The organism is Burkholderia sp. BCC1640 (assembly GCF_902833125.1).
Taxonomy (GTDB): Bacteria; Pseudomonadota; Gammaproteobacteria; order Burkholderiales; family Burkholderiaceae; genus Burkholderia; species Burkholderia diffusa.
This window is the reverse complement of the sequence record NZ_CADFEF010000019.1, coordinates 21930-45052: the sequence shown is the minus strand read 5'-3', so window position 1 is coordinate 45052 and position 23123 is coordinate 21930. Positions and strand designations below refer to the sequence as shown.

At 67.3% G+C, this 23123-nt stretch carries 20 protein-coding genes and 1 pseudogene; 15 read left to right on the top strand and 6 right to left on the bottom strand.

Annotation, left to right across the window (positions count from 1 at the left end; genetic code table 11):
• Positions 1-96 precede the first annotated feature (96 nt).
• Both deoC and HWX25_RS20865 read right to left on the bottom strand, forming a co-directional pair.
• The gene (deoC, locus tag HWX25_RS20870; RefSeq protein ID WP_175910178.1) at positions 97-777 is read right to left on the bottom strand and encodes a deoxyribose-phosphate aldolase; all 681 of its coding nucleotides are present in this window, start codon (positions 775-777) and stop codon (positions 97-99) included.
• Positions 778-963: 186 nt separating this feature from the next.
• Entirely contained in the window at positions 964-1824 is an 861-nt protein-coding gene (locus tag HWX25_RS20865) for a PhzF family phenazine biosynthesis protein (protein ID WP_175910177.1), read from the bottom strand.
• Positions 1825-1877: 53 nt separating this feature from the next.
• Between HWX25_RS20865 and HWX25_RS20860 the strand changes: the two genes are divergently transcribed.
• Positions 1878-2195 carry a hypothetical protein gene (locus HWX25_RS20860; protein WP_175910176.1) on the top strand — a complete coding sequence of 106 codons (318 nt, stop codon included), beginning with the start codon at positions 1878-1880 and terminating at the stop codon, positions 2193-2195.
• Between the two features lie 120 nt (positions 2196-2315).
• On the opposite strand, the pseudogene HWX25_RS20855 reads toward HWX25_RS20860, so the two are convergent.
• Positions 2316-3286: pseudogene (locus HWX25_RS20855) on the bottom strand (AraC family transcriptional regulator).
• 94 nt (positions 3287-3380) lie between these two features.
• Here HWX25_RS20855 and HWX25_RS20850 point away from each other — a divergent pair.
• Complete coding sequence (locus HWX25_RS20850) at positions 3381-4214, top strand: oxidoreductase (RefSeq protein ID WP_175910174.1); 834 nt, start codon at positions 3381-3383, stop codon at positions 4212-4214.
• A gap of 255 nt (positions 4215-4469) precedes the next feature.
• Positions 4470-5306, top strand: coding sequence for an alpha/beta hydrolase (locus HWX25_RS20845; protein WP_175910173.1), 837 nt, complete (start codon positions 4470-4472; stop codon positions 5304-5306).
• 186 nt (positions 5307-5492) lie between these two features.
• Here the strand turns inward: HWX25_RS20845 and HWX25_RS20840 are convergent, their stop codons facing one another.
• Positions 5493-6899, bottom strand: coding sequence for a 3-deoxy-D-arabino-heptulosonate 7-phosphate synthase (locus tag HWX25_RS20840; RefSeq protein WP_175910171.1), 1407 nt, complete (start codon positions 6897-6899; stop codon positions 5493-5495).
• A gap of 133 nt (positions 6900-7032) precedes the next feature.
• Entirely contained in the window at positions 7033-7632 is a 600-nt protein-coding gene (locus tag HWX25_RS20835; RefSeq protein WP_175910169.1) for an NAD(P)H-dependent oxidoreductase, read from the bottom strand.
• 109 nt (positions 7633-7741) lie between these two features.
• Between HWX25_RS20835 and HWX25_RS20830 the strand changes: the two genes are divergently transcribed.
• On the top strand, positions 7742-8659 hold the full coding sequence (locus HWX25_RS20830; RefSeq protein ID WP_175910166.1) for a LysR family transcriptional regulator: 918 nt from the start codon (positions 7742-7744) through the stop codon (positions 8657-8659).
• Positions 8660-8833: 174 nt separating this feature from the next.
• Here HWX25_RS20830 and HWX25_RS20825 read toward each other — a convergent pair whose 3' ends face one another.
• Positions 8834-9595 carry a fumarylacetoacetate hydrolase family protein gene (locus HWX25_RS20825; RefSeq protein ID WP_175910164.1) on the bottom strand — a complete coding sequence of 254 codons (762 nt, stop codon included), beginning with the start codon at positions 9593-9595 and terminating at the stop codon, positions 8834-8836.
• A gap of 264 nt (positions 9596-9859) precedes the next feature.
• Between HWX25_RS20825 and HWX25_RS20820 the strand changes: the two genes are divergently transcribed.
• The 11 genes from HWX25_RS20820 to HWX25_RS20770 all read left to right on the top strand — a co-directional run bounded on the left by HWX25_RS20820 (position 9860) and on the right by HWX25_RS20770 (position 23101).
• Positions 9860-10339, top strand: a complete 480-nt coding sequence (locus tag HWX25_RS20820) for a universal stress protein (RefSeq protein WP_059692769.1) — start codon at positions 9860-9862, stop codon at positions 10337-10339.
• A gap of 14 nt (positions 10340-10353) precedes the next feature.
• Positions 10354-10545 (top strand): DUF2964 family protein, encoded by a 192-nt coding sequence (locus HWX25_RS20815; protein WP_059537270.1) that lies wholly within the window; start codon positions 10354-10356, stop codon positions 10543-10545.
• A 551-nt stretch (positions 10546-11096) separates the two neighbouring features.
• Positions 11097-14876, top strand: a complete 3780-nt coding sequence (locus tag HWX25_RS20810) for a nitrate reductase subunit alpha (RefSeq protein ID WP_175910162.1) — start codon at positions 11097-11099, stop codon at positions 14874-14876.
• Positions 14873-16402: a nitrate reductase subunit beta gene (gene narH, locus HWX25_RS20805; protein WP_175910160.1), complete on the top strand. Its 1530-nt coding sequence runs from the start codon at positions 14873-14875 to the stop codon at positions 16400-16402. Before HWX25_RS20810 ends, narH begins: the two co-directional genes overlap by 4 nt.
• On the top strand, positions 16399-17094 hold the full coding sequence (gene narJ / locus HWX25_RS20800; protein WP_175910158.1) for a nitrate reductase molybdenum cofactor assembly chaperone: 696 nt from the start codon (positions 16399-16401) through the stop codon (positions 17092-17094). Before narH ends, narJ begins: the two co-directional genes overlap by 4 nt.
• 24 nt (positions 17095-17118) lie before the next feature.
• Positions 17119-17802 (top strand): respiratory nitrate reductase subunit gamma, encoded by a 684-nt coding sequence (gene narI / locus HWX25_RS20795; protein WP_175910156.1) that lies wholly within the window; start codon positions 17119-17121, stop codon positions 17800-17802.
• A gap of 9 nt (positions 17803-17811) precedes the next feature.
• Complete coding sequence (locus HWX25_RS20790; protein ID WP_175910154.1) at positions 17812-18600, top strand: peptidylprolyl isomerase; 789 nt, start codon at positions 17812-17814, stop codon at positions 18598-18600.
• 15 nt (positions 18601-18615) lie between these two features.
• Entirely contained in the window at positions 18616-19881 is a 1266-nt protein-coding gene (locus HWX25_RS20785) for a nitrate/nitrite transporter (protein WP_175910152.1), read from the top strand.
• Between the two features lie 98 nt (positions 19882-19979).
• Positions 19980-21716 carry a site-specific integrase gene (locus tag HWX25_RS20780; RefSeq protein WP_175910150.1) on the top strand — a complete coding sequence of 579 codons (1737 nt, stop codon included), beginning with the start codon at positions 19980-19982 and terminating at the stop codon, positions 21714-21716.
• 90 nt (positions 21717-21806) lie between these two features.
• The gene (locus HWX25_RS20775; RefSeq protein ID WP_175910148.1) at positions 21807-22130 is read left to right on the top strand and encodes a TfoX/Sxy family protein; all 324 of its coding nucleotides are present in this window, start codon (positions 21807-21809) and stop codon (positions 22128-22130) included.
• Positions 22131-22189: 59 nt separating this feature from the next.
• Positions 22190-23101, top strand: a complete 912-nt coding sequence (locus tag HWX25_RS20770; protein WP_175910146.1) for a hypothetical protein — start codon at positions 22190-22192, stop codon at positions 23099-23101.
• Positions 23102-23123 lie beyond the last annotated feature (22 nt).

Genomic DNA, 23123 nt, shown 5'->3' with positions numbered 1-23123 from the left:
ATCGCAACCGGCATGCCGCCTGGCGGGGGAGGCGTGCCGAACTGTCCGGCGTCGGCTGGCTGCGCGCCGATGCGCGGCCAGCCGGCCCGCCACCGGTCAGTACGCCGCGTCGGTGCCGCCCTGGTCGGTGACGATCGCCACGCCGGAACTCGTGCCGAGCCGCGTCGCGCCGGCCTCGAGCATCGCAAGCGCGGTGGCGCGGTCGCGCACGCCGCCCGATGCCTTCACGCCGAGCACGGGGCCGACCGTGCGGCGCATCAGCGCGACGTCCTCGAGTGTCGCGCCGCCGTGCCCGAAGCCGGTCGACGTCTTCACGAACGCGACGCCGAGGTCGCGGCACATCTCGCACACGCGCACCTTCTCGTCGTCGGTCAGCAACCCCGTTTCGAGGATCACCTTGAGGGGCACCGTGCCGCAGGCGCGGTGCACCGCGTCGATGTCGGCCTTCACGTCGTCGGCGCGGCCGCTCTTCAGCGCGCCGAGGTTGATCACCATGTCGATCTCGCGCGCGCCCGCCGCGATCGCGGCCGACGCTTCGAACGCCTTCGCGGCGGACAGGCCCGCGCCGAGCGGGAAACCGACCACCGCACACACGAGCACGCCGGTGTCGGCCAGCTCGCGCGCGGCGAGCGGCACATTCGCCGAATTCACGCAGACCGAATAGAAGCGATGCTCGGCCGCCTGGCGGCAGAGTTCGCGGATCTGTGCGTCGCTCGCGTCGGGCGCGAGCAGCGTGTGATCGATGGTTTGGGCGAGCTGGGCGTTGGAAAGCGGCATGTGTCGAGACTCCACGGATCGTGTGCCGAAAAGGTACACGGAAAGTTGATCTTCTCACATCGGTTTGTGACGAACGCGACATCGCCGATGAGGCTGCTGCGAGGGCATCCGTCGTCCCCGACGACCGTGCTCAGGCCGAGGCTGACGCTGCATGAGGGACGGTGTGAAAGATCGGGCGCGCCGCCGCTACACGTCGACGACCCCGCGCCCGAGTGCCACCACGCGGCCGCCGACGCCGATCGAGCCGTGCTCGCTGACCGACAACCGAAGCAGGCAAGGCCGGCCGACGGCTTCGCCTTGTTCGACCTGAAACGCGGCGGGCAGCGGATGGCCGGCTGCAAGCAGCCAGCCGCCGAGATTCGCGCAGGCCGACCCGGTACCCGGGTCTTCAAGAATCCCGCCGCCCTGTTTCGCAAAGAAATAGCGGGAGACCACTTTCCCGGGGCGATTCGCGTCGAACGCGAACACGTAGGCGGTCTTGCGGCCGAGGCTGCTGGTCGGCCAGATATCCAGGCAGGCGCTGTCGGGCCGGGCGCGGCGCACGGCAGCCGGGTCGTTGACGGCGACCAGCAGCTGATCGGCGCCGGTATCGACCCAGCGCGGCGGCGCGAGCAAGTCGTCCTGCGTCAGTCCCAGCATGGCGGCCGTTTCGGCATCGGACAATGCACAGGGTGCCGTTTTCGGCACGCCGGCGTGCGGCGCGGTGAACGTCCACACGTCGTCGCTGGCCTTGACGTCGACCACGCCGGCCTTGAATTCGAGCGAGAACTCGTTGCCGACATTCAGCAGGTCGCGCACGACATGCGCGGTGCCGAGCGTCGGATGGCCCGCGAACGCCATTTCATGGCCGGGCGTGAAGATGCGCACGCGTGCACGCGCACACTCCGACGGCAGCACGAAGGTCGTTTCCGACAGGTTGAACTGCACGGCCAGTGCCTGCATGGTCGCGTCGTCCATGCCGCGCGCATCCTCGAACACGCAGAGCGGGTTGCCGCCGAACGTGGATTCGGCGAATACGTTGAGCAGGCGGAACGCGTACTGTGTCATCGGGATCTCGCGTAGGTGGGTCTTGCCGGTCGGGACGCGCGAGCGTCGACAGCGTGTCGGGCTGCTTCGGCGCGATTCCGTATTCTGCCGGACGCATCGCGCCGATCGATGCGCGACCGATCGGAATTTCAGTTTTCATGCATCATCGGGTCTGTCCGATTCGTCGACGGCGATCCGGCCCGGGCATTCTCGATTACGCAACGATCGCGGATATTTTTTCGCCGGAGCACGCGGTCGCCCGAGAATCCGGAATCATTCGATTCGATCACGCCGCCGCCGTGCCCATGCAACGCACGACGCTTGCCGAATCAGTCAGGCCGGAGGAAGACATGGCGCTGCTGAATCCCCGATCTGCCGCGGCAATACCGTGACGGGGAACGCGCTGGCCCCCGGTACTGGGTGAACCAGACGCAGGACATCCGGAGCGTGACCGCGCTCACCCTGAAGTCGCTGGCGGGTCTGGTGCGCGACGCCGCGCGCGGCTCAGCCATTCAGTGCGACGACACGAACACCGCATCGTCGAACGCCGCCGGAATCGCGAACTGCGCGCGCATGCGCTTCGTTTCCTGCGCGGGCGTCTGGCCGAACAGCCGTTTGAATTCCCGGCTGAACTGCGACGCGCTCGCATAACCGACCGCATGGCCGGCCGCCTCCGCGGTCAGGTCCTGACGCACCATCAACAGGCGCGCCTGATGCAGCCGCGTCGACTTCAGGTACTGCATCGGCGCACCTGCGTGATCGCCTTGAAGTGGGCGTGGAAGCTCGGCACGCTCATGCCGGCTTCCGCGGCCAGTTGCGTCACGTCGAGCGACTGTGCGTAGTCGGCATGGATCATGCGCAGCGAACGGCCGATCCGGCCGAACTGTCCACGCATCGCCAGCGCGTTCCTCATCGCGCCGCCCTGCGCGCCGGTGAGCACGCGGAAATACAGTTCGCGCAGCAACCCGGGGCCGAGCACCGCCGCTTCGAGCGGGCGTTGCATCGCCTCGACGAAACGCAGCACGGTCGCGTGCATCGCATCGTCCATCGGCGTCGACATCATGCTTTTCGGCGCCTGCACGGGTTCGGCGATTCCCTCGCGATCGATCTGCGCGGCCAGTTCGGCGGCCATCGGGAAATCGAGGTGCAGATACAGCGCGAGCAGCGGGCGCTCCGCCGTTGCGTCGGTTTCCATGCTGAACGGTACGGGCACCGATACGGCCAGGTAGTGATCCTCGTCGTACAGATAGCGTTCGCCGCCGAAATAGCCGCGCTTGCTGCCCTGGCACACGATTACGATGCCCGGGTCGTACAGCACCGGCGTGCGGGATAGCGCGCGGTTCGAACGCAGGATGCGCACGCTCGGCAGCGCGGTCAGGTTGTAGCCTTCGTCCGGCGCCAACGCATGCAGCAACGCGATCAGGCGTTTGCGGCCGCGCGCAGGCAGCGACGGCGAGCGGGGCGAGGAGGGTGCGTCGCTCATAGTTTCAGGCAAGAAATTCAGCGGAATCGGGCTTATTCGACGTGGTTCGTCAGACTAGCATGCATGCTTCGATCGACATTCGGGAGAAGCTCACATGGCATCCGGCAACATCATGCTCATCACCGGCGTCAGCAGCGGCTTCGGCCGTGCGCTCGCGCAAGCGGCACTGGCCGCGGGTCATACGGTGGTCGGCACCGTGAGAAGCGAAGCGGCAAAACGGGCGTTCGAGGCGCGGTCCCCGCGTGCGGCCATCGGGCGCGTGCTCGACGTGACCGACTTCGAGCGCATCGACGGCGTCGTCGCGGAAATCGAGGCGAGCACCGGGCCCGTCGACGTGCTGGTGAACAATGCCGGCTACGGGCACGAAGGCATCATGGAGGAGTCGCCGCTGTCGGAGATGCGCCGGCAGTTCGACGTGAACGTGTTCGGCGCCGTCGCGATGATGAAGGCCGTCGTGCCGTTCATGCGCGAGCGCCGGCACGGCCGCATCCTGAACATCACGTCGATGGGCGGCCACATCACGATGCCCGGCATTGCCTATTACTGCGGCAGCAAGTTCGCGCTGGAAGGGATTTCCGAGACGCTCGGCAAGGAGCTCGAGCCGTTCGGCATCGCGGTGACGGCGGTGGCGCCGGGCTCGTTCCGAACCGACTGGGCCGGCCGTTCGATGACGCGAACGCCGCGTTCGATCGCCGATTACGACGCGCTCTTCGATCCGATCCGCCAGGCACGCGAGGAGAAAAACGGCCGGCAATCGGGCGATCCGGCGAAGGCGGCACGCGCGATGCTGGCGGTCATCGCGGCGGATCGTCCGCCGGCGCATCTGCTGCTCGGCAGCGATGCGCTTCGGCTCGTGCGCGCCAAATGGTCGGCGCTGGAAGACGAAATTCGCACGTGGGAGGCGGTAACCGTGTCGACGGACGGTTGACGCGCGATCGGCGGTGCGTGACGCGTCACACGGCGAGTGGCGTTGACAGTCACGCCTGCGGGCGCCGTTGCCCACCGGAGGCCGATGCATGCCGGTATGTAATTGGCTTCATGACACGGTCGCGGTTTTCCGCTACAACACTGGGGTGCTGCGTCGACCGACGCGGTGTGCCACCGCGCCGCAGTTCGTGACCGACACCCGCCCGGGTGGCCGGCCGGCACGTGATGTTCACCTACCTCAAAGGAGCCTGCAGCCATGCCGTACATCACCACGAAGGACAACGTCGACATCTTCTACAAGGACTGGGGCCCGAAGGATGCGCAGCCGATCGTGTTCCACCATGGCTGGCCGCTGTCTTCCGACGACTGGGATGCCCAGCTGCTGTTCTTCGTTCAGAAGGGCTATCGCGTGGTCGCGCACGACCGTCGCGGCCACGGCCGCTCGGCGCAGGTTTCCGACGGCCACGACATGGATCACTACGCGGCGGACGCGTTCGCCGTGGCCGAAGCGCTCGACCTGCGCAACGCGGTGCATATCGGTCACTCGACCGGCGGTGGCGAAGTCGCGCGCTACGTGGCCCGCCACGGCGAGCCGGCCGGACGCATCGCGAAGGCGGTGCTGGTCAGCGCGGTGCCGCCGCTGATGCTGAAGACGGACGCGAACCCGGAAGGCTTGCCGCTCGAGGTGTTCGACGGCTTCCGCAAGGCGCTCGCCGACAACCGCGCGCAGTTCTTCCTGGACGTGCCGTCGGGTCCGTTCTACGGCTTCAACCGGCCGGGCGCGATGGTGCACCAGGGCGTGATCCAGAACTGGTGGCGCCAGGGCATGATCGGCGGCGCGAAGGCGCACTACGAAGGCATCAAGGCGTTCTCGGAAACGGACCAGACCGAAGACCTGCGCTCGATCTCGGTGCCGACGCTCGTGCTGCACGGCGAAGACGACCAGATCGTGCCGATCGCGGACTCGGCGCTGAAGGCGGTCAAGCTGCTGAAGAATGGCTCGCTGAAGACGTATCCGGGCTATTCGCACGGGATGCTGACGGTCAATGCCGACGTGCTGAACGCCGATCTGCTGGCCTTCATCCAGTCGTAATGCTAACGGCGCATGCCCGCTTTCGCGGGCTGCGCCGTGCAGGCCGGTCACGCCGGCCGCTTCGACTCCGATTTGCTTCGGCATCCTGTGCGTTGTGCAGCGCGAGGACATCGCGTCGTCTTGCCACCGAGCCGATGCGCCGGCGGCGTCGCGCGTGCGGCCGGACCGCACCGCACGCGTCACGCATCACGCATCGTTTGCGGCGCTGTCGCCGACATCGCCTTCGATCGCGGCCATCAGATCGTCGACGCCCACCATCAGCGCTCGAACCTGGCGCAGCGATTCGTACTGATGCAGCACCGCGCGCCACGACGGCAGTTCCAGCAGCGCTTGCCACACGACGCCGAGGCAGTGCGGATCGGCATCCGCGTGCCGTGCTAGCGCGCTCGCATATTCAAGACTCGCCGGCGCCGACAGCAGCTGCATCCGGCTCGCGGCACCCAGCAGGCGCGGCGCGGGATCTGCCGATGCATCGCAGCAATACAGCACCTCGCGCTGCAATGCCGCGTCGTCGATCGTCAAAGCGTGCAGCGACGCACCGTGCAGGCGTACCGCGCCTTCGCGCGTCTCGAACGCATAGACGGTGTCCGGATCGGCTTGCGCGAGCAGGTTCAGGCCGCGCAGCAGGCGCGGCAGGTCGGTGGTCGCGGCATCCGCGGATGCTTTCGCTTCGACGAGAAACAGGACGTGCCACGCGGCGGACGGATCGTCGCCCCGCGCGCGCTCGAGCAGCACCGCATCCCACTCGGTTTTCGCGCGATCGTGCTTGCCGGGTATCGAGGCCGGCACGCGCATCGACGTGACCACGCGATACGTGCGGTGCGCGTCGCTCGCATCGAGCTGCGCGGCCAGGGCGTCGAGCGCCTGCGCGGCCAGCGCTTCGACGGCCGCGCCCCGCTGTTGCGACGAGACGCCTTGCGCGACGGCGAGCGCGCTGCCTTCGAGCGGACCCTGGCGGCTCCACAGCGTGCGATACCGCTGGACGTCCGGATCCGGTGACAGTGCATCGAGACGCTGCAGCCGGGCGAGCGCGGTGCTGTCCTTCAGTTTGGCGATGTCCTGTTCGAACGCGGGATCGGTCGCCATCTCCGGTTGCGCGAGCAGGTGACGCAGCGTGGCATCGAGATCGTCCCACGATGCGGCGGCCGCGGCCGCATGCAGTCGTGCGAGCGGCTCGCGTTGCCATGCCTGCGCACGTCGTTCGAGCCGGGCCGGATGCGCGATCGTGTTGACGGCCGAGCGCAGCGTGCGCCGATCCTGCTCGGCATGCGCGGCGAGCGATGCATATTCGCGCACGGCCGCGGCACCATGTCGAAGCACCGCGGCCTGGAATGCGGGATCGCCGGATTGTGCGTCCGTCGCGTCGCCGATCATCCGCGCGAGCGCGTCGATGAAGCGGCGTTGCAACGCCGGGGCGGGCGTGAGGCCGTCGGCCTGCATCCGGCGCGCTTCCTCGATCACGACGGCGATGACGGCGGCCGGGTTCGCGGCGTCGGTCAGCGACGATGCGCGCACGAACGGCGGCAGCCGGTAGCGGCGATCGACGGTTCTCAGGACTTCGTCCAGCAGGGCAGGCAACGGTGTCGGCGGCATGGCGAATGACGGGAGTGGCACGCGGTTCGCGCGTGACGGGCGATGTGCAACGGTATCACGCAGTGCCCGGATGCTGCAGCGTGTGTCGCGGCGAAGCTGCCGTTCGCGTGGCGCCCGCCGTACCCGCCGCGCGTTACGCGTGCAGCGCGTCGATCTGCTTGCGCGCGTTCGCCAACCCCGCTTCGAAGCCGTGCGGCTTCATGTCAAGCCCTTCCGCGTAGACGAACCGGACTTGATGGATGCCCATCAGGCCCAGCACGGCACGCAGGTACGGCGTGACGGCATCGGTCGCCTGGTCGACGTGCACGCCGCCGCGCGAACTGAACACGATCGCGTCGACGCTTTCGACGAGCCCCATCGGATAGGTGTCCGTGTAGCGGAACGTCACGTGTGCGCGTGCCACCAGGTCGAACCAGTTCTTCAACTGGGTCGGCACGTTGAGGTTGTACATCGGTGCGCCGATCAGCAGCAGGTCGCTGCCCTTCAGCTCGGCGACGAGTTCGTCGGACAGCGCGACCGCCTGCCGCGCACGCTCGCCCGGATTCGCCGCGCCGCGCAGCGCATGGAACAGTTCGCCGTCGAGCACCGGCAGGTCGAGATCGACGAGATCGCGCACGACCACGTCGTCCGCGTGCCCGCTGGCCTTGCGTTGGGCGAGGTATGCGTCGATCAGCGCGTTGGTTTGCGACTGGTCGCGGTTGATGCTGGACTTGAGTACGAGAATGCGGGCCATCTGGATTGCTCCGTTCATGCATGAAGAATGAAGCCGATCCTATCACCCACTTTTTGTCTCAAAAAGCGATAAGATTTCTCATTAATGTAGATTTTTTGGATCCAATTGCATGGGAAACAACCTCAACGGCATCGCCGTGTTCGTTGCCGCGGCGGAAGCCGACAACTTCGCGCAGGCCGCCGAGACGCTGCACATCACGCGTTCCGCGGTCGGCAAGAGCATCGCGCGACTCGAGGCGCGGCTGGGCGTCGTGCTGTTTCAGCGCACGACGCGCAGCCAGAGCCTGACGAACGAGGGCGCGTTGTTCTATGAATACTGCCTGCGCGCGGTGGAGGAAATCCATGCGGGCGAGGCGCTGCTCGAAAGTGGCAAATGGCAGATGAAGGGGCGGCTGCGCGTGTCGATGCCGGCGCTGTTCGGGCATTTGTGCGTCGCACCGATCCTGATCGGGCTCGCGCGCGAGCATCCCGAACTCGATCTCGACCTGTCGTTCAGCGACCGGACGATCGACCTCGTCGAGGAGCGTGTCGACCTGGCGGTGCGGGTCGGCGCGCTGCCCGACAGCAGCGGCCTCGTCGCGCGTGCGCTCGGCGAGCACAAGATGGCCTTTTGTGCGTCACCGGCGTATCTGGAACGCTGCGGCGAACCCGCGACCGTCGACGCGCTCGCGCAGCACAAGGCGCTGGCCTATACGCATTACGGTCAGGTGCATCGCTGGCAAGTGGTCGTCGATGGCCGGACGGAGGAACTGCAACCGGCGGCCCGTCTGCTCTCCGACGACTTGCGCGCGGTGCTCGACGCGGCCGTCGCGGGGCTCGGTGTCGCGTGGCTGCCTTACTGGCTGGTTCGCGACGAGATTCGCCGCGGCGCGTTGCGCGAGCTGCTGGCTGACCGGCCGGGCGTGACCTATGGGATCCATGCAGTGTGGCCGCATAGGTCGCACCTGCCGCTGAAGGTGCGTGCGGCCGTCGATGCGCTCGTGAACCAGCTGCCGGCGCGACTGGCCGAGGTGGAAGCGCGGGCGTAGCGGCCCGCGAGCCGTACATGCGGCGAGCTCGCGGAAATGGCGCGACGTGCCGGGGCGAGCGATGAAGGCGTGACGGGTGCCGGCCGGTGTGAGTCGTTCAGCGCGTCGATGCCGGCACCTCACTGTGCGCGGGCGACGAAACGCACTGCGTGGCCCGTCGCCCGCCGCCGGACATCAGGCCGTCAGCGTCACCGACAGGCTGCCGAGTTCGCCGAAGCGCACCGTCAGCGCATCGCCGAGCGGCACGCCGATCGCGCCCGCATACGAACCGGTCGTCACGATCTGGCCGGCACGCGCGCCGTCGCCGCGCGATGCGAGGAAATTGACCAGCCACACGAGCGGCTTGAGCGGATCGCCGTCCGGATGACGGCCGTCGATCGTGCGATTCAGTGCGCCCTCGAACGACAGCGCGAGCGTCTCGAGCGGCACGTTCAATCCGTCGGGCACGACGGGACCCACGCACAATCCCTGGTTGAACTGCCCGTCGGCGAGCAGTTCGAACTTCGACGCGCGTGCGGGCTCCGCGTAACGGCAACCCAGCACCTCGAGCACGATGCGCACTTCGCGGATCGCGGCACGTACGTCGTTCTCATCGTATGGCTGCGCGCGGGCGGGCAGGTCGCGATCGAGCACGAACGCGATCTCCGGCTCGATCCGCACGATCGGGCCGCCGACGACGCGATACGGCGCATCGGCTTCGCGGATCGTCGACGCGAAGATCGGCGCGACGATCACGCGGTCGGGCGGCGGCAGCGCGCATTTCCATCCGCCGATGGCTTCGCCGAGCAGATCGGCGACGCGATGCTGGATCGCCAGCGCGGTATCGACGTTCTCGGGACGCAAGGCGTCGGGCAGCAGCGGGCCGGGCATGCCGGCATGGCGGGCGGCGACGAGATGCTGGGCGGCGCCGTCCACGCGTTCGGTAGTCGTTGTCATGTCGGTTGAGCGAGTTGAAAGTGAGCCGGCAAAAAAGGGCCGGACGAAGGTCGCAACGTCGATGATAGCGCCTTCGGCGCCATGGCCGCCCGGTTGCGCGGCGCGGCCGCGCGGACGGCGCGCCGTTTTTGCGCGTGGCGCTTTGCCGCACGCCGCGTTTTTGGTGGATCTTGATCGCCGTCAAGCTTCGAACCGGCTGTCCGCCGATGATGGGGACATGGCCGCACGCGACCGCGCGCGGCAACTCACCCCAGCGAGGTTCGCATGTACAAGAAGATCATGGTGGCCGTCGACGGCAGCGCTTCGTCGAAACAGGCGCTTGCCGAGGCAGTGAAGGTGGCAGTGGCTGGCGACACGCACGTCAGCGTCGTGTACGTGGTCGACAAGTCGGTGCTGTTCACGTACGCGGGTCGTTTCGATCCGCATGCGCTCATCGAGGAAATCCGCGACGACGGGCGCAAGGTGCTGCGTGAAGCCGAACAGGTCCTCGCGCAGGCTGGCGCGAAGGGCGAAGCCGAACTGGTCGAAACCGAGAGCATCGGCGAGGACGTCGCGGAGCGCCTGCAGCGTTACGTGAAGGAGCGCGGGATCGACCTCGCGGTGGTCGGCACGCACGGGCGGCGCGGCATCCGGCGCGTGCTGCTCGGAAGCGTCGCCGAGCGCTTCGTGCGTGGCTCGAAGTGCCCGGTGCTGCTGATTCGCGGCGACGATACCGGCGAGCCGGCGTCCGCCGCGGCAGCCTGACACGGCGGCGCGCGATGATACGCCGTCAATACCGGATCGTCGTCGCGGCGATCGCCGTATTCGTGTCGCTCGCGGGGATGATGGCCGTGGTGACGGGGCTGCTGTTCGACGAAACGATCGCGCTGCGTGGCGGCGCGGTCGCGTTGATCGTCGGCGTGGCCGGCTTCGTCATCATGCTCAACCCGGGGCCGAAGGGCGAGGGGTGACGCGCGGCACTTCCCCGGTTTCATGCAGGACCGGCACCGCAGCAGCACCGCCGGTCCGTCTTTCCGCGTCTCTCCGTCCGTCATGTCCGGCGCATTTGCACCATCCTGCCCGGCCGGCATCTCCCTCGCCGGCATGCCCGTATTTGATCCGGCCTGACACGGCAGCCGGTCGCGCGCATGCGGCCGCGACTCGTGCGTGATTGCATCGCGCCGCAAAAACGCGTGACGTCGCAACACGGCGGCTCTCATGCATAAACGCGTGACCGAGCGCCGGCCTGCAACCCGTCAAACCCTGACGCGAAAGTCCGGTGCCGGGCATGCCATTGGCACTCCTGTATCGATCCCCATTTAACACCGACGCGTACCAGGGCGGCGATATCGTGATTTGTATCAAGTCGTGATATGTCGATCCGAAAGAGAATTCATTCGACCCGGACGCAAGGGATGGAAGCGAACGCAACGAGTCGAATGCCGATCGTCCTTTACATCCGGGATTTCACCTCCTTAAATATTCAGGGTCTGCCAAAAGACCGGAAAAAAACGAGATCCCCATGAGCCATTTCCTGGATAGATTGCGTTATTTCTCCACCACGAGGCCAACCTTCTCCGACGGACACGGCGCCGTCACGGACGAGGACCGCAAATGGGAAGACGGCTATCGGCTGCGCTGGCAGCACGACAAGATCGTCCGTTCGACCCACGGCGTGAACTGCACGGGTTCGTGCTCGTGGAAGGTCTATGTGAAAGGCGGGATCGTCACCTGGGAAACCCAGCAGACCGACTACCCGCGCACGCGCCCCGACATGCCGAACCACGAACCGCGCGGCTGCTCGCGCGGCGCTTCGTACTCCTGGTATCTGTATAGCGCGAACCGTCTCAAGCATCCGATGGTGCGCAGCGCGCTGGTGAAGCTGTGGCGCGAACGCCGCCGCACGCTCGCGCCGGTCGACGCATGGCGCTCGATCGTCGAGGACGACGACGCGCGGCGCTCGTACCAGCGCCGGCGCGGGCTTGGCGGCTTCGTGCGTGCGAGCTGGGATGAGGTCAACGAGATCGTTGCGGCCGCAAACGTTTACACGGTCGAGCGGCACGGCCCCGATCGCGTGGTCGGCTTCTCGCCGATCCCGGCGATGTCGATGGTGTCGTATGCGGCAGGGTCGCGCTACCTGTCGCTGATCGGCGGCGTGTGCCTGAGCTTCTACGACTGGTATTGCGACCTGCCGCCCGCGTCGCCGCAGACCTGGGGCGAGCAGACCGACGTGCCGGAATCGGCCGACTGGTACAACTCGACGTTCATCATGATGTGGGGCTCCAACGTCCCGCAGACCCGCACGCCCGACGCGCACTTCCTCGTCGAGGCGCGCTATCGCGGCACGAAGGTCGTGTCGGTGTTTCCCGATTACTCGGAAGGCGCGAAGTTCGGCGATCTGTGGCTGCATCCGAAGCAGGGCACCGACGCGGCGCTCGCGCTCGCGATGGGTCACGTGATCCTGAAGGAGTTCCACCTCGCGGGCAAGAGCGACTATTTCATCGACTACTGCAAGCGCTATACCGACATGCCGGCGCTCGTGCGCCTCGTGCCGCACGGCGACGGCTACGTGCCCGAGCGCCTCGTGCGTGCGTCCGATTTCGACGATGCGCTCGACGAGGCCGCGCATCCGGAGTGGAAGACCGTGATGATCGACGACGCGACCGGCGAATTCGTCGTGCCGGTGGGCTCGATCGGCTTCCGCTGGGGGCAGCAGACCAAGGACGGATCGAGCGACAAGGGCAAGTGGAACCTGCGCGACGAGACGTCGAAGGGCGCGGCGCTGTCGCCGCGGCTGTCCTGCACGGCCGAGCACGACGACGTGGTCGACGTGCTGTTTCCGTACTTCGGCAACCAGCCGCACGCGCATTTCAACTCGACGCAGCACGGCTCCGAGCTGTCGCGCCGGATCGGCGTGCGGCGCGTGGCGACTCGCGACGGCGAGATGCTGGTCGCGACCGTCTACGACCTGTTCGCCGCGAACTACGGGCTCGACCAGGGGCTGGGCGGCCGCGACGTGGCCGCGAGCTACGACGACGATCTTCCGTATACACCGGCGTGGCAGGAAACGATCACGGGCGTGAAGCGTGCGGACGTGATCTCGGTCGCGCGGCAGTTCGCGGAGAACGCGCACAAGACGCAAGGCAAGTCGATGGTGATCATCGGCGCGGGGATCAACCACTGGTTCCACATGGACATGTCGTACCGCGCGATCATCAACATGCTGATCATGTGCGGATGTGTCGGCAAGCCGGGCGGCGGCTGGTCGCATTACGTGGGCCAGGAGAAGCTGCGTCCGCAGACGGGCTGGACCGCGCTCGCGTTCGCGCTCGACTGGAACCGCCCGCCGCGGCACATGAACGCGACGTCGTTCTTCTACGCGCACACCGATCAGTGGCGCTACGACACGATGGACCCGGGCGCGCTGCTGTCGCCGCTCGCGGACAAGACGCAGTTCCACGGTTCGCCGATCGACTACAACGTGCGCGCCGAACGGATGGGCTGGCTGCCGTCCGCGCCGCAACTCGCGGTCAATCCGCTGAAGGTCGGCGCAAGTCTCGGCGACCCCGCGCAGGCGGGCGCCGATGTCGCGCGGCAACTGAAGGCCGGCATGCTGCGGATGGCGTGCGAGGACCCGGATTCCCCCGACAACTTCCCGCGCAATCTGTTCGTGTGGCGTTCGAACCTGCTCGGTTCGTCGGGCAAGGGTCACGAGTACTTCCTGAAGCATCTGCTCGGCACGACCAACGGCGTGCAGGGCGACGACCTCGGCGCGACGGGCGGCGCGCGCCCCGAGGAAGTGAAGTGGCGCGACGAAGCGCCGCGCGGCAAGCTCGACCTGCTCGTCACGCTCGACTTCCGGATGTCGACCACCTGCATGTATTCGGACGTCGTGCTGCCGACCGCGACGTGGTACGAGAAGGACGACATGAACACGTCCGACATGCACCCGTTCATCCATCCGCTGTCGGCCGCGGTCGATCCCGCGTGGGAATCGAAGAGCGACTGGGAGATCTTCAAGGGGATCGCGAAGCGCTTCTCCGAGCTGTGCGACGGGCATCTCGGTGTCGAACGCGACGTCGTGCTCGCGCCGATCGCGCACGATACGCCGGGCGAACTCGCGCAGCCGTTCGACGTGCAGGACTGGAAGCGCGGCGAATGCGAGCCGGTGCCGGGCCGCACGATGCCGGCGGTGATCGCCGTCGAGCGCGATTATCCGAACACCTATGCGCGCTTCACGTCGCTCGGCCCGCTGATGGACAAGCTCGGCAACGCGGGCAAGGGCATCGGCTGGGACACGAAGGACGAAGTGAGGCTGCTGGGCGCACTCAACTACACAGTCGCTCATGGCGCCGCGCAGGGGCGCCCGCGCATCGACACCGCACTCGACGCAGCCGAGGTGATTCTCGCGCTCGCGCCGGAAACCAACGGCGAAGTCGCTGTGAAGGCATGGCGCGCACTGGCCGACATCACCGGTATCGACCACACGCACCTGGCCGCCGCGCGCGAGGACGAGAAGATCCGTTTCCGCGACATCCAGGCGCAACCGCGCAAGATCATCTCGTCGCCGACGTGGAGCGGGATTGAATCCGAACACGTGTCGTACAACGCCGGTTACGTGAACGTGCACGAGCTGGTGCCGTGGCGCACGCTGACGGGCCGTCAGCAGCTGTACCAGGATCACGCGTGGATGCGCGCGTTCGGCGAGTCGCTGTGCGTGTACAAGCCGCCGATCGACACGGGCAGCTACGAACACATGGTCGGCAAGCGCTCGAACGGCAACCCCGAGCGCGTGCTGAACTTCCTGACACCGCACCAGAAGTGGGGGATCCACAGCACGTACACGGACAACCTGCTGATGCTGACGCTGTCGCGCGGCGGCCCGATCGTGTGGATGTCGGAGGACGACGCGAAGGCGATCGGCGCCGTCGATAACGACTGGATCGAGTGCTACAACTCGAACGGCGCATTGTGCGCGCGGGCGGTCGTGAGTCAGCGGATTCCGTCCGGGATGGTGATGATGTACCACGCGCAGGAAAAGATCGTGAACACGCCGGGCTCCGAGATCACCGGCACGCGCGGCGGCATTCACAACTCGGTCACGCGCATCGCGCTGAAGCCGACCCACATGATCGGCGGCTACGCGCAGCTGTCGTACGGCTTCAACTATTACGGCACGGTCGGCTCGAATCGCGACGAGTTCCTGATCGTGCGGAAGATGAGCAAGATCGACTGGCTCGACGGCGAGGAACCCGCGGTCGACCCGACAACACAGGCCGTACGGGATGGAGAAACGTCATGAAGGTACGCGCACAGATCGCGATGGTGCTGAACCTCGACAAGTGCATCGGGTGCCATACCTGCTCGGTGACCTGCAAGAACGTGTGGACCAGCCGCGAAGGGATGGAGTACGCGTGGTTCAACAACGTCGAGACGAAGCCGGGCATTGGCTATCCGAAGGACTGGGAGAACCAGGACCGCTGGCGCGGCGGCTGGCAGCGTCGTGCCGACGGCAGGATCGAGCCGCGTCTCGGCGGCAAGTGGCGGCTGCTCGCGCAGATTTTCGCGAACCCGCACCTGCCCGAGATCGACGATTACTACGAGCCGTTCACGTTCGACTACGGGCATCTTCAGGAAGCTGGCAACACGCGCGCGATGCCGGTTGCGCGGCCGCGTTCGCTGATCAGCGGCCAGCGGCTCGAGAAGATCGAGTGGGGCCCGAACTGGGAGGAAATCCTCGGCGGCGAGTTCGAGAAGCGCGCGAAGGACACCAACTTCGAGTCGGTGCAGAAGGAGATCTACGGACAGTTCGAGAACACCTTCATGATGTACCTGCCGCGCCTTTGCGAGCACTGCCTGAATCCGGCGTGCGTCGCGTCGTGTCCGTCGGGCTCGATCTACAAGCGCGAGGAAGACGGCATCGTGCTGATCGACCAGGACAAGTGCCGCGGCTGGCGCATGTGCGTGTCGGGTTGCCCGTACAAGAAGATCTACTACAACTGGCAAAGCGGCAAGGCCGAGAAGTGCATCTTCTGCTATCCGCGCATCGAGGCCGGCCAGCCGACCGTGTGTTCGGAAACCTGCGTGGGCCGCATCCGCTACCTCGGCGTGCTGCTGTACGACGCCGACAGGATCAGTGAAGCCGCGAGCGCGGAGAACGAGCAGGACCTGTATGAAGCGCAGCTGTCGCTGTTTCTCGATCCGGAGGACCCGGCCGTGATCGCGCAGGCCGAGCGTGACGGCGTGCCGGCCGCGTGGCTCGACGCCGCGCGCCGCTCGCCGACCTACAAGATGGCGATCGACTGGAAGATCGCGTTCCCGCTGCATCCGGAATACCGGACGTTGCCGATGGTCTGGTACGTGCCGCCGCTGTCGCCGATCAACTCGGCCGCGAACAGCGGCGCGCTCGGGATGAATGGCTATCTGCCGGACGTCGAATCGCTGCGCATTCCGCTGCGCTATCTGGCGAACCTGCTGACGGCCGGCGACGAGGCGCCCGTGAAGCTCGCGCTCCAACGGCTGCTCGCGATGCGTGCGTTCATGCGCGCGCGTCACGTCGACGGCATCGATGCGCGCGGGGTGCTCGATCAGGTCGGTCTGTCGCTCGCGCAGGTCGAGGAGATGTACCGCTATCTCGCGATCGCGAATTACGAGGATCGCTTCGTGATCCCGACGACGCACCGCGAGTATGCGGAGAACGCGTATGACCTGCGCGCGTCGTGTGGCTTCTCGTTCGGCAACGGCTGTTCCGACGGCCGTTCGGAGGGCAGCCTGTTCAGCCCGAAGAAGGGCACGAAAACCATTCCGATCCACGAGGCGTCCCGATGAGCACCGCATCCGATCCGACCTACGCGGCGTTCGCGGCGCTGCTCGACTATCCCGACGAAGCGTTCATCCACGTGCTCGATTCGATCGAAGCTCACCTGCGCGAAAACGTACGCGTGCCGAGGGCGGTGCGCGCGGGCCTCGACCGCTTCTTCGCCTACGTGCGCGAGCGCGACCTGTTGACATTGCAGGAGAACTACGTCGCGCTGTTCGATCGCGGCCGCGCGACGTCGCTGCACCTGTTCGAGCACGTGCACGGCGAATCGCGCGACCGCGGGCAGGCGATGGTCGACCTGCTTCAGATGTACGAGCGACACGGGCTGACGTTGAATCCGGGCGAGCTGCCCGACTACCTGCCCGTGTTCCTCGAATATCTGTCGCGGCTGCCGGCGGCCGATGCGCGCAACCTGCTCGGCGAGACCGGCGAGATCCTGCGCGCGCTGGCCGGCCAGCTCGCGCAGCGCGGCAGCCATTACAGCTTCGTCGTCGGCGCGCTGCTGCCGATGGCCGGCCTCGCGCCGGCCGACACACCTGCGGCCGCGGACGACGACGTCGCCGCCGAGCGGCCGAGTGCCGACGACTACCGCGCGCTCGACGCGTCGTATGCGGACGAGGCGGTGCGCTTCGTCGGCGCGGCAACGCCGGCCGAGCAGACGGTGCGGTTCCACGACAAGCGGCCGGCCCGCGGCGCGTAAGCGCGGGCCCAACTGGGGAAAGACATGAACGCTTATTTGCATCAGTTCCTGTTCGGGATCTACCCGTACATCTGTCTCGCTGTGCTGCTGGTCGGCAGTCTGATCCGCTTCGACCGCGAGCAGTACACGTGGAAGAGCGATTCGTCGCAGCTTTTGCGCCACGGCATGCTGCGGCTCGGCAGCAACCTGTTCCACTGGGGCGTGCTGGTCGTCGTGCTCGGGCACTTCGGCGGCTTCCTCGCGCCGCACTGGCTCGTGTCGCCGTTCCTGTCGGCGTCCGGGCACCAGCTCGTCGCGATGGTGGCGGGCGGTGCGGCCGGCGTCGCGGCGATCATCGGGCTGACGATCCTGATCTGGCGACGCCTCGGCGACCCGCGCATCCGCAAGAACAGTCGCAAGTCCGACATCCTGATCGTGCTGATGCTGTGGGTGCAGCTCGCGCTCGGGCTCGGCACCGTCGTGCTGTCGACGCGCCACATGGACGGCGTGATGTTCGAGCAGCTCACCGACTACGTGAAGGGCGTCGTCACGTTCCGGCCGGACATCGCGAGCCTGCTGGCCGGCGTGCCGCTGACGTACCGGCTGCATATCCTGCTGGGCTTCACGATCTTCCTCGTGTCGCCGTTCACGCGGATGGTGCACATCTGGAGCGGCATCGCGTCGGTCGCATACCTGATCCGTCCGTACCAGCTCGTGCGCAAGCGCTGAGGAGGCCGTATGAACGACGTTCTCCCCGAAGTCGCGACGGTGCCGCTGACGATCAACGGCGTTGCGATCGACGAGGCGGCCATCGCGGCTGAGGCCGAGCATCACGGCGACGCGCCCGATCCGCTCGACGCGGCACGGCATGCGCTCGCGGTGCGCGAATTGCTGCGGCAGCGCGCGGTGTCGCTCGCGCTGATCGACTCAGGCGCGCCGCTCGACGACGCGGCGGTCGACGCATTGCTCGAACGCGAGCTGACGCACGTGCCCGAACCGGATCGCGCCGATTGCGAGCGCTATTACGCGCAGCATCCGGCGCGCTTTCGCCGCAATGACATCGTGTATGCGAGCCATGTGCTGTTCGCGGTGACCGACCGCGTGCCGCTCGCCCCGCTGCGGCAGCGCGCGGAACGCGCGCTCGCCGACGTGGTGGCCGCACCCGACACGTTCGAAGCGGTCGCGCGCGCGTCGTCGAACTGTCCGTCGGCGCAAGTCGGCGGCAGCCTCGGGCAGCTCCTGCGCGGCGACACCGTGCCGGAATTCGAGGCCGCGCTGTTCGACACGGACGGGCTTGGCGTGCTGCCGAAGCTCGTCAACACCCGCTTCGGCTTCCACATCGTGCGCATCGAGCGCCGCGTGCCGGGCGACGTGGTGCCGTTCGACGAGGCCGCCGGCCAGATCGCCGCGTACCTGTCGGAACGCGTGCGGCAGCGGGCGATGCGGCAGTACGTGGCGATACTTGCGGGCGGCGCGCGAGTCGAAGGCGTGACCTTCGACGGCGCGAACGGGCCGCTCGTCCAATGAAACGAGGTTTTTCGTATGGCAACTCAACAAGGTAACGTCGGCCTGTCCGCGGACACGCAGGCCATCCCGCTGCGCGCGTGGTCGGTGCTGGCCGCGAGCACGCTCGCGTTCATGGTGTGTTTCGTCGTGTGGATGATGTTCGGCGTGCTCGGCGTGCAACTGCGCACCGATCTTGGCCTGAACAGCACGGAATTCGGGCTGCTCACTGCGACGCCCGTGCTGACCGGCGCGCTGATGCGCTTGCCGCTCGGTACGTGGACCGACCGCTTCGGCGGCCGCATCGTGATGACGGTGCTGCTCGTCGTATGCGCGATTCCCGTCTACATCGTCAGCTATGCGACGCAGCTCTGGCAGTTCCTCGTGATCGGGCTGTTCCTCGGCTGCGTCGGCGCGTCGTTCGCGGTCGGCACGCCGTACGTCGCGCGCTTCTTCCCACCGAAGCGGCGCGGGCTCGCGATGGGCGTGTTCGGTGCGGGCACGTGCGGCGCGGCGGTCAACCTGTTCGTCACGCCGCTGCTGCTGTCCGCTTACGGCTGGCGTTTCGTGCCGCGCGTCTACGCGGTTGCATTGCTCGTCACGGCGGCGATCTTCTGGGTCGCGTCGGCGCCGGATCCGGGGGCGGGCAAACGGGGCGGATCGATGCTCGACGCGTTCAAGGTGCTGCGCGATCCGCGCGTGTGGCGGCTCTGCCAGTACTACTCGATCACGTTCGGCGGCTTCACCGCGCTGTCGCTGTGGATCCCGCAGTACCTGAAAAGCGAATACGGGATGTCGCTCGTGATGGCCTCCGCGTTCGCGGCCGGCTTCTCGCTGCCGGGCTCCGTGCTGCGCGCGCTCGGCGGCGCGCTGTCCGACCGCTTCGGCGCGCATGCGGTCACCTGGTGGGGGCTGTGGGTCGCATGGATCTGCCTGTTCCTGCTGTCGTATCCGGCGACCGACTTCGTGATTCACACGATCGACGGCACCGCGTCGCTGAATCTGTCGATGCCGGTGGCAGGCTTCGTCGCGCTGACCTTCGTGCTCGGTGCGGTGTTCGCGTTCGGGATGGCGTCGACCTTCAAGTACGTCGCCGACGATTTCCCGGACAACATGGGCGTCGTCACGGGCATCGTCGGCCTCGCGGGCGGGCTCGGCGGCTTCCTGCTGCCGATCCTGTTCGGCCTGCTGCTCGACCTGCTGCGCGTGCGCACGACCTGCTTCATGTTCCTGTACGGGATCGTGTGGGTGTCGCTGATCCTGATCTATCTGTCCGAGGTGCGGCGCACGCCCGTGACGGGCTGAGCGTTCGTGCGCGATGCCGGTAGCCGCCGGCGTCGCGCACGCATCTTGCAGCGCGCCGGGCGTTTTCGAGCGTCCGCAGTTCTGTCAAACTGGCGCCCATGACACCGCGCCTCGCCTTACCGCCTTCCTCCGATTCCACGCCTGCACCAGCAGGCTTCCCCGACGCCGACGAACTGGCCGCGCTGCGCGCGTGGTACGCGGGTATGACCGTGCGTCAGGCGGTCGAACGCTATCTGCCCGACCGGCTCGGCGAACGGCGGTCGGCGCGCGGTGTGATCGGTGGAATTCGTCGCCGCCTCGTGCGCGTCGCGCGGCAGGTCGGGCGGCCCGATCTCGCGGAGCAGCTCGCGCATGCCGACAGCGCGCGCGTCCAGATGGCGAAGGCCTCGACCGATGCGATCGGCCTGCTGCGCCATGCGCGCGCGCCGGTGCCGCAGATCAGCGATGACATCGGCTTGTGGCTGCCCGCACGCGCGGTCGTCGCGCTGCGTGCGCACGGGATCGCGACGCTGGCCGACTTGACCGTGCGGATTCCGCGGCGGCGTCAGTGGTGGCGCGCAATAGCGGGGCTCGGCATGGCGAGCGCGCGGCATATCGAGGCGTTCTTTTCCGCGCATCCGGACCTGACCGAGCGGGCGCGCGCGCTGATCGCGGCGACGCCGCGCAGCGCCATCGTGCCGTGGGAGCAACTGAAGCTGCTGCACGAGGTCGACGGGTCGGCCGGCACGTTCCGCGCGCCGCGCGCGACCAGCACGCTCGACGCGGACAACGATTACGCGGCCGTGCACGCGTGGCTGTCGCTGCACGAATCGGCCGCGACGCGCCGCGCATACCGGAAGGAGGCCGAGCGCCTGATCCTGTGGGCGATCGTCGAGCGCGGGCGCGCGCTGTCGTCGCTGACTACCGAGGATGCGGTCGCGTATCGCGCGTTCGTGCGCAACCCGACGCCGCACGAACGCTGGATCGGCCCGGTGCGGCCGCGCAGCGCGCCGGACTGGCGGCCGTTTTCGGGCGGATTGTCCGCGCGTTCGGCCGCGTACACGCTGTCGGTCCTCGGCGCGCTGTTCCGCTGGCTGATCGAGCAGCGCTACCTGCTCGCGAATCCGTTCGCGGGCGTCAAGGTGCGCGACACGCGCGGGGCGAATGCGCTGGACACGTCGCATGCGTTCACCGAAGGCGAGTGGCTGCTCGTGCGCACGATCGCGGACGGGCTCGAGTTTCGCAAGGACAAGCCGTCCGGCGCACCGCAATCCGGCTGGACGCCGGCGGCCGCGCAACGGCTGCGCTTCATCCTCGATTTCGGCTATGCGACCGGGCTGCGCGCGAGCGAACTGGTCGGCGCGACGCTCGGCGACATCGAAACGGACGCGCACGGCGATGCGTGGCTGAAAGTGATCGGCAAGGGCAGCAAGGCCGCGCGCGTCGCGCTGCCGCCGCTCGCGCGCACGGCGCTCGATCGTCATCTGGTCGCGCGGCGGCTGCCGGTGACACCGGTGCGCTGGCGTCCCGATACGCCGCTGATTCCGAGCCTTGCGGAAGACGGGGCGGCCGGAATCACGAGCGTGCGGCTGTGGAAGGTGATGCAGCGTTTCTTCACGCAGACGGCCGCGCTCGTCGACGACGACAACCCGGCGCTCGCGCAGAAGTTGCGCCAGGCGAGCCCGCACTGGATGCGTCATACCCATGCGACGCATGCGCTCGCGCGCGGTGCGGAGCTGACGACGGTGCGCGACAACCTGCGGCATGCGTCGATCTCGACGACGTCGATTTATCTGCACGGCGACGACGTGAAGCGGGCGCGGCAGATGTCGAGTGCGTTTTCGGCTGACAAATGAGCAGGGCGCACGCGTGATCGCGTGGGATTCGAACGGAACGGCACCGCGTCGGTGACGGTCAGAAGGGTTATTCGGTAACGGAGCGGATGGATGGCATCGAGTCAGGGAACCGTCGATTTCGTCGTCGAGCAGATGGCTGCGGCGGGCGCCGTGTCGGCGCGCAAGATGTTCGGCGAATACGGCATCTACTGCGACGGCAAGATGGTCGCGCTGGTGTGCGACGACCGGTTGTTCGTCAAGCCGACGCCTGACGGGCGTGCGTTTCTCGGCACCTGCGACGAAGCGCCACCGTATCCGACCGCGAAGCCGCATCTCGTCATCGGAGGCGAGCGCTGGGACGACCGCGAATGGCTGTCGACATTGATCCGGATCACTGCCGCGCAACTGCCGGTGCCGGTGAAGCGGAGTCGATAGCGGTCGGCGTATTCTGTGAACCATGTGCGCGACCACCGCGCCCCCGCTGGAGCACAAGAATGGAGACATCCCAACATCCGCAAGCACCGCGCTACGCGCGCCGCGCATGGCATGCGCTCGTCGCGGCCGTGTGCCTCGGCTGGAGCGCGCTGTCGTTCGGCGCGGACGGCGCGGCGGCGCTGCTCGACCGCTATCACAGCCTCGGCGAGCAACTGAAGAACAACTCGTTCCATCGCCCGCTGTACCTCGAATCGTCCGAGGCGTCTTCGTCGCTGAAGGGCGACATCTACGCGGTCGTCGACTATCCGTTCTCCGTCGTGAACGGCAAGCTCAACGACCCCGCGCAAGGCCCCGCGAACTGGTGCGCGGTGCTGATCCTGCACCTGAACACGAAGTACTGTCGTGCGTCGACCGGCAGCGACGGCCCGGTGCTCGACGTGAACCTCGGCCGCAAGATCGAACAGAAGCTGTCGGATACCTATCGCGTGCAGTTCCGCTACCGCGTGGCCGCCGCGACACCCGACTATTTCCAGGTCGACCTGGCTGCCGACAGCGGCCCGATGGGCACGAAGGACTACCGGATCGTGCTGGAAGCGGTGCCGGTCGGCGGATCGCGCACGTTCCTGCACCTCACGTATTCGTACGGCTTCGGCGCGGTCGGCCGCATGGCGATGAAGACCTACCTCTCGACGGTCGGCAGCGACAAGGTCGGGTTCACGGCAGCCAGCGGCGCATCGGCGGCGCAGCCGCAGTACATCGGCGGCGTGCGCGGATTGCTGGAGCGCAACACGATGCGCTACTACCTCGCGATCGACACGTATCTAGCGACGCTCGACAAGCCGCTCGACCAGCGCCTTGCGCGCTGGTTCGACGCGACCGAGCAGTATCCGAAGCAACTGCACGAAGTCGAGCGCGGCGCGTATCTGCAGATGAAAGCGCAGGAGGTGCAGCGGCAGCAGGCGGCGCGATGACGCTGCCCGCTGCCGGGCTGCC

Excerpts from the sequence above, each read along its gene's own strand:
- deoC (WP_175910178.1), bottom strand. The coding sequence starts at position 777 with ATGCCGCTTTCCAACGCCCAGCTCGCCCAAACCATCGATCACACGCTG.
- HWX25_RS20865 (WP_175910177.1), bottom strand. The coding sequence starts at position 1,824 with ATGACACAGTACGCGTTCCGCCTGCTCAACGTATTCGCCGAATCCACG.
- HWX25_RS20850 (WP_175910174.1), top strand. The coding sequence starts at position 3,381 with ATGGCATCCGGCAACATCATGCTCATCACCGGCGTCAGCAGCGGCTTC.
- HWX25_RS20845 (WP_175910173.1), top strand. The coding sequence starts at position 4,470 with ATGCCGTACATCACCACGAAGGACAACGTCGACATCTTCTACAAGGAC.
- HWX25_RS20840 (WP_175910171.1), bottom strand. The coding sequence starts at position 6,899 with ATGCCGCCGACACCGTTGCCTGCCCTGCTGGACGAAGTCCTGAGAACC.
- HWX25_RS20835 (WP_175910169.1), bottom strand. The coding sequence starts at position 7,632 with ATGGCCCGCATTCTCGTACTCAAGTCCAGCATCAACCGCGACCAGTCG.
- HWX25_RS20830 (WP_175910166.1), top strand. The coding sequence starts at position 7,742 with ATGGGAAACAACCTCAACGGCATCGCCGTGTTCGTTGCCGCGGCGGAA.
- HWX25_RS20825 (WP_175910164.1), bottom strand. The coding sequence starts at position 9,595 with ATGACAACGACTACCGAACGCGTGGACGGCGCCGCCCAGCATCTCGTC.
- HWX25_RS20820 (WP_059692769.1), top strand. The coding sequence starts at position 9,860 with ATGTACAAGAAGATCATGGTGGCCGTCGACGGCAGCGCTTCGTCGAAA.
- HWX25_RS20815 (WP_059537270.1), top strand. The coding sequence starts at position 10,354 with ATGATACGCCGTCAATACCGGATCGTCGTCGCGGCGATCGCCGTATTC.
- HWX25_RS20810 (WP_175910162.1), top strand. The coding sequence starts at position 11,097 with ATGAGCCATTTCCTGGATAGATTGCGTTATTTCTCCACCACGAGGCCA.
- narH (WP_175910160.1), top strand. The coding sequence starts at position 14,873 with ATGAAGGTACGCGCACAGATCGCGATGGTGCTGAACCTCGACAAGTGC.
- narJ (WP_175910158.1), top strand. The coding sequence starts at position 16,399 with ATGAGCACCGCATCCGATCCGACCTACGCGGCGTTCGCGGCGCTGCTC.
- narI (WP_175910156.1), top strand. The coding sequence starts at position 17,119 with ATGAACGCTTATTTGCATCAGTTCCTGTTCGGGATCTACCCGTACATC.
- HWX25_RS20790 (WP_175910154.1), top strand. The coding sequence starts at position 17,812 with ATGAACGACGTTCTCCCCGAAGTCGCGACGGTGCCGCTGACGATCAAC.
- HWX25_RS20785 (WP_175910152.1), top strand. The coding sequence starts at position 18,616 with ATGGCAACTCAACAAGGTAACGTCGGCCTGTCCGCGGACACGCAGGCC.
- HWX25_RS20780 (WP_175910150.1), top strand. The coding sequence starts at position 19,980 with ATGACACCGCGCCTCGCCTTACCGCCTTCCTCCGATTCCACGCCTGCA.
- HWX25_RS20775 (WP_175910148.1), top strand. The coding sequence starts at position 21,807 with ATGGCATCGAGTCAGGGAACCGTCGATTTCGTCGTCGAGCAGATGGCT.
- HWX25_RS20770 (WP_175910146.1), top strand. The coding sequence starts at position 22,190 with ATGGAGACATCCCAACATCCGCAAGCACCGCGCTACGCGCGCCGCGCA.